We start from the raw sequence: 13,508 nt of genomic DNA, 5'->3' as shown, positions 1-13,508 counted from the left end.
CCATTAAAGGGGGAATAACTGTTCTTCTTTTAAGTATCGTAATGCTTCCTTCCTCGTTTTCACCTGAGCCTTAACAAACCGCTCAAGCAAGGACATATAGAAGCTGCCATCGAAATGCTTCTGTATCTTTAGCGTACACTCGATAGCTGTATTAATTAACTCATCTGCTGCATTTGTATAAGCTTTTCCGAAGTAAATAAAGCCAACCGCATCTTCCCCGAATGAAAAGCCTTTGCTTTCTAGAAACAGCAAATACTCTTCTAATGTCTTCAATTTCCGTCCATTCCTCCCAAAATCTTCTTATTTCCATGTTACTTTATTCTTCGACATTTTTCTATCATTTTTTAGAAGTACATGACCTAAAGTTCCCATAGCTATCCCAAGTATAGCGCCTCCAACTACTTCTTGAGGCTGATGGCCAAGCATCTCTTTTAAACGCTTTGGCTGCTTTTCCTCAAAGGGTACCTTTTCATCCGTTTTCAGCTTTTCCATTAAGTCACCTAAATCATTTACCTTCAGTGTCAATTCACCAGTTTGACGCCTAATTCCTTGAGCATCATACATGACAATCAAGCCGTATACTAAGGACAAAGCAAAGTCAATTGTAGGTACTCCTCGCCTTAAAGCGATGAATGTTGTTAAAGAAGAGACCCCTGCAGAATGGGAGCTCGGCATTCCTCCCGTTTGTAAAAAAAGACGGTTATCCCATTTTTTTGTTTTCACATAGTGGATTGGTATTTTCAAAAATTGTGCCAATCCGATGCTAGTCAAAGCAACGTAAACTCCCTTATTCATATCATCACCTCAAGTTTTAGTTTTCATGTTTTATGTTTAGATTATTCTAGCATGCAAATACTACAAAAGATTATTTATTACCAAATGGTCGAATATTGCAGCAGGAGGTGTTAATAATGAGCAAGGATCGAAACAAGGGCACAGCTGCAAGCGGCGTAAATCCGCAAGGCTTTGGAGGCGGAGATCAGACTCCAGCACCGAAAAGCAAGCTTGAAAATGCGGCAAAAAAGAAAAACACAAAATAAAAAAAGTCCAGGAACATTCGTTCCTGGACCATTTTTTATGCAAGTGCCTCGTTTTTATGTTGAACAAGCGTGTCAAAATGCTTGAATTCAAGCTCTCTAAATTTAGCAATTGCTTTGTCTGGAGTAATTCGGTAAATGCTTTCCTCCAATAAACAGTCCACTGGCACATCACATTTTATTTCTGCCAATTTTCTGCTGAGGTGTAGCATGTCCAAATCTGCTTCAATTTTAGCACGCTGACCTTTTGTCAATGACACAAGGTTTTCTAGTATTCCTTCAATATGCAAGTGATTCTGAAGTAATTTCAAAGCTGTTTTTTCGCCAATGCCCTTCACTCCTGGATAATTATCACTCGTATCACCCATAAGTGCTTTCAAGTCAATCATTTGCTTAGGTTCAATTCCTTTTTCTTCAAGGAAGCTGTTTGGAGTGTGAACCAAATAATTGCCGTATCCTTTTTTAACGAGAGCTACGCTGATATGATCATCAAGGAGCTGAAGAATATCTTGATCACCTGTTAATATAGTTACATGAGCTGAACCCTTCATTTTTTTAGCAATTGTTCCGATGCAATCATCTGCTTCAAAACCGACTACACCTATATTAGGGATATCAAAGCTTTCCACTACTTCCTTTACTATATCAAACTGTGGCATTAATTCTACCGGCGCCTCTGATCTGTTTGCTTTATAGTCAGGATACATTTCAGTTCGGAAGGTTTTGCTTCCCATATCCCAGCAAACAGCAACATGTGATGGGTTAAAATGGTCAATTGCCGTAAAGAAATGTTTCACAAATCCATGTATCGCATTCGTCGGGATACCCTTCGAATTTATCATAAATTGTCCTGTAACAGCTGTTGCAAAATAAGCCCTGAACAAAAGGGCCATTCCATCAACAAGCAGGAGGGATGGCTGTTTTTCTGTGTTCAAATAAATCGCTCCTTCACATTAATCTATTCTATTATAACAGAAAAACAGCCATTAAGAAGCTAGTGCGTTTTTCCATTGACATTCCTGTTTGCTTAATCATTCTTTTATCGTGCAAACCTTGTTGTCATCATATGAAATCCAATCACTGAAAGACCCTGGATAAAGCTTAACGTTCTGAAATCCAGCTGCTTTTAATGCTAGAAAATTAGGAGTCGCAGTCACACCAGAGCCGCAATAAACGATATATTGCTTGTTAGGATCCAGCTCACTAAAGCGCTCCTTTTGTTCCTCGGCATCTTTAAATCTTCCATTTACAAGTCCATTTGTCCACACCTTATTTATTGCTCCAGGAATATGGCCGCTTTTTTTATCAATTGGCTCTACCTCCCCTGTGAACCTTTTGTACTCCCTTGAATCTATTAATACAACACCATTATTATTTGCTTGGACGATCGCTTCAACTTCTTCATAGGAGGCTGCAATAGCTGAATTGACCTTATAATTAAATGATGTTTCTTCATAAGCTGGTCGTTCTGTCGTTATTGGATAATCTTGCTCGAGCCATGCTTTCATCCCGCCATTTAGGATGTAGACATTTTCATGCCCCATATAGCTAATAAGCCACCAAAGTCTTCCAGCAAACGCTCCTTCTCCACTGTCATATGCAACGACAGTTGTATTATTTCCAATGCCAGCTTTCTCTAGCTTCTCTTTAAGGACATCAAGATCAGGCAAAGGATGCCTTCCTCCATGCTGTTTCACAGGTGCTGACATATCCTTTTCCAAATCAAAATAAACACTTCCAGGGATATGACCTGCCTCAAATTGTTTTCGGCCTGCAACAGGTCTTGCCAGCTCAAACCTGCAATCAATGACCCTAACATCCTTTTCAGCCAAGTTATCGCGGAGCCAATCTGCTTCCACTGTGAATTTCATCCGTCCTTTTCCTCCCTTTTAACCAATTACATTGTTAGATACTGTCTGCATATGTCCATACATTACTTTCTTTTATTGTACGAAGAGCTTCCTTCATTTTTTGGCGAATCTCCTCATTTTGGAACAACTCTATCTTGCCGCTGTAATACTCTTGCATTTGTGCTTGCAATATTTGCAGCATTTCTCGCTTTTCCTTCTCTAACGTATCATCGTAAAATGCAAACAATCGGGATTTTTCCTCCTCAAAAAATGGAAAACTCTCCGTTTCCATTACTGCTTTTATTTCCTCGGCAAGGTATTTTCTGTCTCCTTTTTCAAAAAAAGCCTTCGGATTTTTATAATAAGACAATGCCTTTTTAAACAATCCTCTTTCCAATGTTCTGAATGGAGCTTGATGGGTAATACCCCCGCTCAGCTTTACAGAATCATCAAGCTGTACAATAATTTCCTTATTTACTTGGCGGATACTTTTTAATGACAATTCATAAAGCTCTTTTCTTTGCGCATAATAATAATTTTCGCATCTTAAGTTAACTGCCCTCAGCTCTTGCTCCACCTCATAGCTAAGCTGAAAAAGGAAGTCGTCTAATGCTTTTTCTCCCTCTTGCTTCCGGTTCTCTCCCTTTAGAAGTCCAGGATGGAAGGATTCCTTCAGCCAATCATTGAATTGCAGGAATATCCGCTGCTTTAAATAATGAACCTGTTCGTCTATCTCTGCTTTTATTTTCTTATTTAAATAAGTATGCTTTTGCTGGGCGAGGAGCGAATTAAGCCCCTGCTCCTCTCTTTCCCATGCGTCTATTTGTTCCTTTTGCTTTGCATGCTCGAGTTCCGCTGAATTAATGAAATCCTCAAGCATTTGAATGCTAGCAGCGCAATCCGTCTCTGCTGCTTTCAGCATAAATGGAAGCCATTCATCCTCAATAAACTGCAGCAAACTCCCTTTAAAAGCATCCATCTGTCCTTTATATGGCTCTTTTTCACTAAATAAGCTTGAAACAGGATAGATACGCGGATTCCTGATACCATAGTGCTCAAGCTGGTCATATAGATAATTGAAGACAAGGTCTAGTTCCTCTTGATCCTTTGCTAGGTCAATGGCATTCATAATAAAAAACATCTTATCCTTTTCAAAGGAATCCTTCATTCTTCCTAATTGAAGCAGAAATGAGCGGTCCGCTTTCGCAAAAGCATGATTATAATAGGATAAATACAGAATAGAATCAGCGGCCTTCATGTATTCAAAGCTAAGTTCACTATGCCTTGTATTTATCGAATCTCCGCCAGGCGTATCAACTAAAACGATGCCTTTTCTTGTCAGGCTGCAATCAAAATAAACATCGATTTTTGCGATAAAACACGAAACTGTTTCCACTGATACATACTGGTTCAGTTCCTCCATGCTTGCAGTCGAGACTGCTCCAAGCATATCCTTGTGGGAAGAAAATCCTTCTAAAAACGCTTCTAAATAACGAAAGTGGCTGGCTGAGGAAGGAGCACTGTCATTTTTTATTCGTTCAATGACAAGCTGTGCAGACTCAAGTGAATCTGCGTTTTCATGAAATACTTGCAAATAATCCTGCAGCTCTCCTAACATGTCCTCTTTTGTTTTCCAGACAATCACCATTTTTCCATGCTCATTTTCCTTATCAACAGGCAGAATACGATTAATTGCTGCCGTCATAGGATTAGGGGATACAGGAAGCAGTGGATGACCTAACAGTGCGTTCGCAAAAGAAGATTTACCTGCACTGAAAGCACCGAATAAACAGATTGTATATTGCTTATTACGGATTGTCTCTGTGCGCCGCTGTAGATTGCGCCAAACCTCTTTAAACCCTTTTAAGTCCTGCAATTGATCTGATATAAAATCAAGCTGTGCCAGCATTTCCTCTTGGTTTACCAGCATTTGCTCTGGTTTGCTGCGGACTTGAGTTTCTTTTTTCCTTTGAACCTGCTTTACCTGTTTAAGAGGATTTACTTCTTGAATAACGGGCACAGCCTCATCATCAATCAGCTCCAAGTAATTGTCAGCCATATTCTCACGTCTATTTTCGATAAGCTGCATAAGCGTTTCCTGCCATTTAAGCCAGTTTTTCGTTAATTGTTCTTTTTTTTCTTTCGCTTTAAGCAAGGTTTCAAGACGGCGCTGGTCTTCTAAAATTATGTGCTCTTCCTGTTTAGCGTGACTATTTTGCTCACTAGATAAAATTGAAAAAAGCTTATTTGCTTCTTTTTTCACTGAGCTTTTTATGTAATCTTCGACTTCTTCACAATAACGGAGCAAATAGGTTTCTGACATTTGTGCATTAGGATTAACAAGCTCCTCTAAAGCTGGTTTGTCTAGCTTAAATAATGGAGTTGTTAAATATTCCTCTTTAAATGCAGCTGTATTAACCCCCATTTTCCCAGAGACTGTTTCTAAATATTTGGTTAAAGGTCCCAGCAGCTGTAATTGGACGGCTTCTGCCAAAACGCCATGGAAATTCTCTAACCTTTTTTCTTGCTCGGCTTTTATCTTTTGTTTACTGGAGAACAATCCGAGCTTAAATTTTTTGTCTTTAGAGTTTAAATACGTTTCCGCAAGCTCCCTGTTTGCATACGGCATAATATAAGCGTCTTTAATGATAGCTAGAAAGCCTGCTTCCAATTCTGCCTGCTGCACTTTAGTTTGCTGTAGTGCCTCAAGCTTCTTTTCAAGTGCATGGAAGTCACTCTCTAAAAGGTTAAGCTTTTCTGCTGTTACATTAGCAAGCGGTTCACCTGCTTCTGCTAATTCCTTTTCCAATTTCAATTCCATTACCTTGCTGTGATCGGTTTTTATCTTTATAAAGGATTGATCTGCAGATGCTTCCATTAATGAGCCCTTGTGCGCCATTTTTTCGGCAATGTACTGTTTTAATGCGTCTATCTGATTTTTGCTGCTGTCCATTGCTTTTATTGATGTGTAAAAAATCTGTTCAGGCACTGCACCACTTGAAACAAACGCCTGCTCTACACTATCCTTAAATGCTTGGAACGGAATTTCTGCTTCGCGATGCTTATCAATCTGATTAATGATCAGAACAAAGCTTTTGCCGCTGTCGACAAGTTGTTTTGTAAATTCAATATTAATTTCAGATTGAACATGGTTATATTCCACTACATAAAACAATACATCAGACAAATGAATACTTGATTCTGCTGCAAGCATATGAGCTTTATCTATACTATCTATTCCAGGTGTATCAACGAACATAATATTAGTCGGCAATTCGATATCGCTTACATTTACAGCTACTTCCTTTATCAAATCTTTGTCTATTAGCTCGGCATCCACTAATTTCAAATCCGTACAGTTTGGAAATAACAGCGTAGGTTTAGCTGTGAAATAGACTTTGACAGCATCATCGCCCCGTGTAACCTTTATTTTATGTGCTGTTGTCGGGATTGGGCTGCTTGGCAGCAAGGGTTTGCCAATAAGCTCATTGATTAAGCTGGACTTACCAGCAGAATAATGACCACAAAAGGTAAAGACAAAATCGTCCTTGTAAATTTTGTTGATTAAGTCCTTCACCTTTTCGGCTGCAGCAAAATCCTTTTGTTTGTTTAAAAAATGATGAAATTCTGTTAGGTGGTTTAGCTGAAAAATGGTTGTCGGAAGCATGACTAACTCCTTTAATCTTATTATGTAGATTAGTTCCATTTTAACCATTTTCAACATTAGAATAAAGAAAATATTTTGAATTTTAAACGCAGATGATAAAAAAGAGGTATTACCAGAATAAATTATGAGGGAAAAGTGAAATAATAAGAATATGAATATCCTTCATTAATGTATTTATTTTGTATTTGCAGTAGGTGAGACGTTTTTCAACACATATTTCATAACGGACAAGCAAGTAATTGCAGCAGCAGCAATAAAGACCATAACCATGCTTTGCACACCTCTTTCCTTAATGAGAGTAATTTTCAATTTCAGTTACATTGTACCATCAATGATAATCATTTTCAATATAGGCAAAAAAAAATTCCTCTCATAAAAGGAGGAATGAAATGTTTTGAAGGATGTTGCTGTGCTTCTTCATTATAAAAGGATTTAATTAAAATTTCATTGTAAATAGTAACCAGTAGTAAAAAACATAGTAGTTTAAACCTAATCGCTCATCAGTAAAGATAGGTATATTATACTATAATTTTTGTCGTTTTTTTGAATTTTCCTTATCCAAATTTTTTATAAACTATGTTAAGATGATGATAACTACAGTATGGGGGAATGAATTTTGACAATCACAAGAAGCGCAACAGAAATATTAAACGGGACTATTGATTCAGTTAAGAATGTAATCCCCTTTGAACTAACAATTGATAAACCAACTTTAGTAACGGCACCTTATCAGCAGAAATCTTTAGGTGTGCTAATTGGTCTGACAGGTGACTTCCGCGGTAGAGTCATTATAGATGGAAATCAAGAGGTTTTCGGTAAAATCGGTGAAGCAATGTTTGGAATGGCTCTTGAAGGAGAAATGCTTGATTCTTTCTCTGGAGAGCTTGGTAACATGATCGCAGGTAACCTGACTACTTTTGTATCAAAAAATGGAATTGCAATGGATATAACCCCTCCGACGGTTTTGGTGGGAGAGACAAAAATGTATGGCTTTGACAAGGCTTTAAGCCTTAAAGTAACATTAGCTGACACAGGCACGCTTTATATAATTTTAATGCTTGAAGTATAGAAAATTAGCTGACAAAGAGATGGCAAAATCGTCATACTCTTTGTTATTGCTATTTACTCATTTTCCTTTTGGCTTTGCACTTCTATCTTTATCTTATTCTCAACCTTCGTTCCACAATTAGAACAGATTGTGCTTTCCTTATAAAGAATGAGACAGTGTTTGCAATAATAATGTTCCATCGATTATCACATCCAGTTTATTAATTCTATAATAGTATATTCCTGTACTGCGCTTTTCGTGACAATTGCGCCTCATTTCTTACGAAAAGCAGAAAAGAGCAAGGACTTCCTTGCTCTTTTTGTCTGGAATTTTAAATTAAAGTTGATACACCTTGCTGTACTTTTCATACAGGTAATCAATTAAGTATTGTGCGTTAAGGCCTTCTCCTGTCACATCTGATAATATTTCAAGCGGTTTTTTTGTTTTTCCGTATTGATGGACTTTTTCATTGAACCATTGTTTAATTGGCAATAACTCACCCTTTTCAAGGAGCTCATCAAAGTTAGGCAAGTCCTTTAATAGGGTTTGTTTAAACTGAGCTGCATACATATAGCCTAGCGCATAGGACGGGAAATAACCAAAGCTGCCCCCTGCCCAATGGACATCCTGAAGAACTCCTTCTCCATCATTACTTGGTTCAATTCCTAAATAAGATTTATATTTTTCATTCCATATTTTCGGAAGGTCTTTAACCTTTATATCGCCATTAAATAAGCCTTTCTCCATTTCGTAGCGAATAATAATATGCAATGGATATGTTAATTCATCTGCTTCAATTCGGATAAGTGATGGTTTAGATTCATTAATTGCCTTGTAATAATCCTCTACCTCTACATTATCAAACTGCCCGTCTGCATATTCCTTTAATAAAGCGTAATTCTTCTTCCAGAAGGAGGCGTTCCTTCCAACAAAGTTTTCATAAAATAATGACTGTGACTCATGTATCCCCATTGACGTTCCCGTAGCCAGCGGTGTGCCGACAAGTTCCTCCGAGATATTTTGCTCATACAAAGCATGGCCAACCTCATGAACGGTACCGAATACTGCCACACGGAAATCAGATTCCACATACTTTGTGGTAATCCGCACATCGCCTGGGTTAATGCCTGTTGCAAATGGATGCACAGTTTCATCAAGCCTGCCTGCATCAAAATCATAGCCAATTTGCTTTAAAAGCTCCAAGCTAAATGCATGCTGTTTTTCTTTTGGGAAGTGCTTAAATAAAAAGTCTGTGTCTATCTTTTGTGATGAATCAGCAATTTGCTGAACAAGTGGAACAATCTTCCCTCTTAATTCATCAAATACTTGATCGATAATTTGGACTGTAACACCTGGTTCATACATATCTAAAAGAACATCATAAGGTGTTTTGTCATAGCCCCAATACCCGATGAATCGTTTTGTTGTTTCAACTAATTTTTCCAAATATGGCTCAAATATAGAAAAATCAGATTTTTCTTTCGCTTCTTCCCACACACTTTCTGCTTTTGATTGAAGCATCACATATTCTTTATATTCATTCGGCGGAATTTTTTTATTACGTTCAAACTCTTTTTTCATTTCTTCGACTGTTTTTATCGTTACAAACGATAATTCTTTTTGAATACTTTCATCAGATAATTCTGTCAAATAACTTTCCAGCTCTGGTGAAACAGACATGTTGAACGCCTCTGCCGATAATGTGCCCACAACTTCTGTACGCTGATCAACTGCTTTTTTTGGTGCTCCTGTTCGTAAATCCCAATATATTAGTGCTAATGCTTCATTATATGCCCCGATTTTTTTAACATATGCTAAAAAATTCTGCTCTATTTCTTTTATGTTGCTCAAATAATTTCTCCTCCTTAAATCAAAATAGTAAGATATGAAAACTATCTTACCATATTTTTCTACTATGTAAATATAAAACGCTGTAGCTGAAAAAATAAACTATCTCGTTTTTTACTATATGCAATCGTTAATCCGAACACTTCTACAAACAATTCAGTTTGCTATTTATTAGACGAATACTTTTTAATAGAGGACTGCTTATTTTAGTTTTTGTTAAAAAATTTTGACTGAGGCGCATTTTTATTCTCAAGAATTCAAAAAGACATCTTATATCTGAGAGTTATCTGCTTAAAGCATAAAAAACCCCAATCGAATTAAAATCGATTGGGGTTACCAGCACTCGGACGAAGTCCAAATGAGAACTCTTTTTGCTCCTATTAAACGGCAGCTGGCTCTACTGGCAATGCTGCTGTCACTGCTTCTTTAACAGCTTGTTTTTCTTCTTTGTCCATTAAGATGTGAATGCTGCCGCTGTCTTCTGTAGTACGGATTAGACGTCCGATACCTTGTCTTAAGCGGAGTATCATGTAAGGCAAATCTACTTCTGTAAATGGATCTGTTGTGTTTTCACGTTTTGATTTATAAACAGGATCGTTTGGCGGGAACGGCAAGGAGAAGATAAAGACATTTTCTAGTGATCTTCCTGGTACGTCTAAGCCTTCCCATAGGTTAACAGCGCATAATATGGACTCTTCTTCATTTTGGAATTTGGAAACTAGGCCGCTAATTTCTGCTTCCCCTTCAAAATAAACAGGAATGTTGAAATCCTTTGGCAATGCTGCTTTAAACCTGGCTAAGTCTTCTTTACTGTTGAACAGTACAAGTGATCTTCCGCCAGCATCGACAAGCTGCTTTAGTACATATTCCGTTTTCTGCTCATTATCTCCTTGATTATATTCTCTCATAATTACTTTCATATTTTCTTCGTAATCAAATGGAGATTCGACAGAGAAAGATAGGAAGTCTTTCGCTCCTAAGCTGTTTGCCATATATTCAAATGACTTGTTGTTAGATAATGTTGCAGAAGAGAAGATAATCGGTTTTTTCTGGCTGAATACATCCTCCTTCATAATATCTTGTACAAGTCTTGGCATAATGACAAGGGTGCGCTCCCCGTCGTGCTCCTCAAACCAAGTAATACCATTCATTTCTCTTAAGAATAAACGAAGGGAATGAGATATTTGCTCTAAGTACTCTTCCACTACTTTTAAATCATACTCATTAATGACGTACATCTCACTTTCGAAGACTAATTCTTCTTCTAAGTCTGAGATAAGTCCTGCAAGTCTTTTGCCTTCCTTCATGACAGTATCTGTTTTTTTAATTTCCTGCTTGTCCGAGCCTTCTGTTTCAAACGATGCATTTGTTAATGCAGCGAAAAACTGTTCATTTTGATAGATAGTATCTTCAATAATATTTAATGTTTTTTCTCTAACGTCATTTGCAAGGAGTTTAGTCAAAAGGTTTTCTAGGTTTTGTTCTGTTAGTCTGTAAGTCAATGCTTTTTGGGCTGCATATTCTAACAAGTGGCCTTCATCAAACACTACACAAGCACTATCTGGAAGCAATGGCAATTGACCTTCCCTTTTTCTTGATTCCTTTGTCCAAATATGCTCCATATAAAAATCATGTGAGCAAATAATCAAGTCCTTAGCATTGCGGTAGTAGTCTCTGTGCAAGGTTTGTCCACAACGGTGACGCTTATCGCATGTAAAGCAATCCTGCATCGAATCCCAAGCTACACCAGCCCAATCTTCATCCGTTAAGTCAGAATAATCCTTCCTGTCGCCATATGGTGCAAATGACTGCAGGGAACCACTGCCATGAACGAAATCAGGCAATGTATCATAAATGGTATTATACGTATCCTCAAAAGTGATTTTTTGATCAAGCTTATTTAAGCAAAGATACTGGTTTCTCGATTTAGCAAGGCGTACGTCAATTTTTAATCCTAAAGCTTGTTCCAGCTTCGCAATATCGCCTTCTTTTTTGACAAGCTGTTCAATCAATGTTTCATCAGAGCATGCTATAATGGCAGGCTTATTCACATATCTTGCATAGCAAATGCTGTAAAGTAAATATACAAATGTTTTACCTGTACCGACTCCTGCTTCTGCAAAAATCGTCTTTTTCTCTTTAAACGCTTTTTCGAGCTGGTATGCCATGAACACTTGTTCATCACGAAGCTCATACCCTGCGTCCGGAAGAATGTCGTAGAACACATCCCCAATCCATTCTCCTAATTTATCGTAAAATGATTCTGTTTTCGAAACCTCAAATGGCATGCTGTTTTGCATGATACCCCTCCGCAAAAATGAAATAAGAGGCCTGCCTGCAAGTAAATTCACTAATTTCTAACAGGAGGATGCCTCCATTAACTATAATGTGTGACATGATTAAAATAGGCAATTAATTTGTACTATTCAAGCGAAAAGAGGGCCGCCAATTTTGGCACAGCACCCTCTTACATGTATTGCCATTTTAATCGAAAAAGTTTTAAAAAAGAAAAGACAGCATCAGGCTTTCTACTTGATGCTGTTTGATATGGAAAAGTTCATTGCTTGCATAACTGTCTGCTGTGCATCTATATATGGCTGAAGCATATCTTCTCCGATATCTTCGTTTTTGATAATATCTAATGACTGGTTAATCGCATTCAATATTTTTTGATAATCAATTGTATTGTCCATCATCGTTTTCCCTCCACCAACGGCATATAGATTTATATATACACAAATGATGGAGAAAATATACGCACTACATCTGTTGCTTTTTACAATTAATCCCGTTTTCTTCTGCCCCAGTATTGATAATAATCTGTCTTAATGAAGCCATTGAAGAGCTTGCGTTTTTTTGTTGCTTTTTTGCCGTAGTGCTCTTCAAATTCCTCATCTGCTGTCAGCATATAGATAGACCATGTTTCAAGCGGTTCAAACGCTTGTCCCATTTCCTGGTACATTTTTTGCACAGAAGGCTTGTCCCCTAATCGTTCGCCGTATGGCGGATTTCCAACTATTACGCCGTTTTCCTTCATTGTCGTAAAGTCTCTTACTTGCATTTGCTTAAATGTTACAAGCTCGCCAAGACCTGCTTCGAAAGCATTCTCTCCTGCTATTTTAACCATTCTATGATCAATATCAGTTCCTGTTATGTCAAGAGGCTGATCATAATTAGCTAAGTCTTCTGCTTCCATTCTGACTTCATCCCAAATTTTTTCGCTCATCCAATCCCATTCTTCTGAGATGAACTCACGATTAAAGCCGGGAGCGATATTTTGGCCGATTAAGGCTGCTTCAATTGCAATCGTGCCAGAACCACAGAAAGGGTCAGCAAAAGGACGGTCTGGTGTCCAGTTTGTGAGCTGAATCAGGGCTGCTGCAAGTGTTTCCTTAATTGGCGCTTCCCCTTGTCCAACACGGTATCCGCGACGATGAAGGCCATGGCCTGATGTATCAATCGTTAATGTTGCTACATCCTTTAACATACTGATTTCTATTTTATACATTGCGCCATTCTCTTCTAGCCAGCCTGTTTTATTGAAATGCGTGCTCAATTTGTTAACAATCGCTTTTTTAACAATTGCCTGACAGTCTGAAACACTGAAAAGCTTAGATTTTACTGATTTTCCCGCTACAGGAAACTGAGCATTAACTGGTAAGTAGTCCTGCCAGTTCAATGCCTTTGTTTTTTCAAATAATTCATCAAAGGTTGTTGCTTTAAATTCGCCCACAATGATTTTTACGCGGTCAGCAGTTCGAAGCCACATATTGCATCTTGCAATTGCTTTTTCGTCCCCTTTAAAGTGAACCTTGCCGTTATCAACCGTGCATTCATAGCCAAGATCTCTTACTTCCTTTGCTACAATTGCTTCTAGCCCCATTGCTGCTGTTGCAACCAATGAATATTTTTTCATGACTTCACCTATTTCCTAAAAAATAACTAATTATGTATTTCCTATTATGTCCATTTGGCATGTGCCAATATCATTTATCTTCAAATAAAAAGATGACTTTATGCTTACCTGATTTAGTCAGTGCAAACATCGAGTCACCTTG

The 13,508-nt window shown here is 37.8% G+C and carries 11 protein-coding genes; 2 read left to right on the top strand and 9 right to left on the bottom strand.

Going from position 1 to position 13,508, the window contains the following annotated elements:
- Window positions 1-3: 3 nt before the first annotated feature.
- Window positions 4-273 (bottom strand): DUF6123 family protein, encoded by a 270-nt coding sequence (locus EM808_RS08090; RefSeq protein ID WP_127737666.1) that lies wholly within the window; start codon window positions 271-273, stop codon window positions 4-6.
- Between the two features lie 27 nt (window positions 274-300).
- Window positions 301-795, bottom strand: a complete 495-nt coding sequence (locus EM808_RS08085) for a divergent PAP2 family protein (protein WP_127737665.1) — start codon at window positions 793-795, stop codon at window positions 301-303.
- Between the two features lie 116 nt (window positions 796-911).
- Between EM808_RS08085 and sspL the strand changes: the two genes are divergently transcribed.
- Window positions 912-1,040: a small, acid-soluble spore protein L gene (gene sspL / locus EM808_RS08080; RefSeq protein WP_127737664.1), complete on the top strand. Its 129-nt coding sequence runs from the start codon at window positions 912-914 to the stop codon at window positions 1,038-1,040.
- A gap of 35 nt (window positions 1,041-1,075) precedes the next feature.
- Here the strand turns inward: sspL and EM808_RS08075 are convergent, their stop codons facing one another.
- From EM808_RS08075 to EM808_RS08065, 3 genes are all read right to left on the bottom strand, one after another.
- Window positions 1,076-1,930: a 5'-3' exonuclease gene (locus EM808_RS08075; protein WP_235856587.1), complete on the bottom strand. Its 855-nt coding sequence runs from the start codon at window positions 1,928-1,930 to the stop codon at window positions 1,076-1,078.
- A gap of 138 nt (window positions 1,931-2,068) precedes the next feature.
- The gene (locus EM808_RS08070; RefSeq protein WP_127737662.1) at window positions 2,069-2,908 is read right to left on the bottom strand and encodes a sulfurtransferase; all 840 of its coding nucleotides are present in this window, start codon (window positions 2,906-2,908) and stop codon (window positions 2,069-2,071) included.
- Between the two features lie 34 nt (window positions 2,909-2,942).
- Window positions 2,943-6,554 carry a dynamin family protein gene (locus EM808_RS08065; RefSeq protein ID WP_164849593.1) on the bottom strand — a complete coding sequence of 1,204 codons (3,612 nt, stop codon included), beginning with the start codon at window positions 6,552-6,554 and terminating at the stop codon, window positions 2,943-2,945.
- Between the two features lie 616 nt (window positions 6,555-7,170).
- Here EM808_RS08065 and EM808_RS08060 point away from each other — a divergent pair.
- The gene (locus EM808_RS08060; protein ID WP_127737660.1) at window positions 7,171-7,623 is read left to right on the top strand and encodes a chemotaxis protein CheX; all 453 of its coding nucleotides are present in this window, start codon (window positions 7,171-7,173) and stop codon (window positions 7,621-7,623) included.
- 315 nt (window positions 7,624-7,938) lie between these two features.
- Here EM808_RS08060 and EM808_RS08055 read toward each other — a convergent pair whose 3' ends face one another.
- From EM808_RS08055 to EM808_RS08045, 4 genes are all read right to left on the bottom strand, one after another.
- Window positions 7,939-9,453, bottom strand: coding sequence for a carboxypeptidase M32 (locus EM808_RS08055; protein ID WP_127737659.1), 1,515 nt, complete (start codon window positions 9,451-9,453; stop codon window positions 7,939-7,941).
- A gap of 377 nt (window positions 9,454-9,830) precedes the next feature.
- A complete protein-coding gene (locus tag EM808_RS08050) occupies window positions 9,831-11,750 on the bottom strand; it encodes an ATP-dependent DNA helicase (protein ID WP_127737658.1) in 1,920 nt (639 codons plus the stop codon).
- A gap of 228 nt (window positions 11,751-11,978) precedes the next feature.
- On the bottom strand, window positions 11,979-12,146 hold the full coding sequence (locus tag EM808_RS28525; protein WP_164849592.1) for a hypothetical protein: 168 nt from the start codon (window positions 12,144-12,146) through the stop codon (window positions 11,979-11,981).
- A gap of 86 nt (window positions 12,147-12,232) precedes the next feature.
- Window positions 12,233-13,366: a THUMP domain-containing class I SAM-dependent RNA methyltransferase gene (locus tag EM808_RS08045; RefSeq protein WP_127737657.1), complete on the bottom strand. Its 1,134-nt coding sequence runs from the start codon at window positions 13,364-13,366 to the stop codon at window positions 12,233-12,235.
- Window positions 13,367-13,508: the final 142 nt, after the last annotated feature.

Source organism: Niallia taxi (assembly GCF_004005475.1).
Taxonomy (GTDB): Bacteria; Bacillota; Bacilli; order Bacillales; family Cytobacillaceae; genus Niallia; species Niallia taxi.
This window is presented reverse-complemented; position numbering and strand designations above follow the sequence as displayed.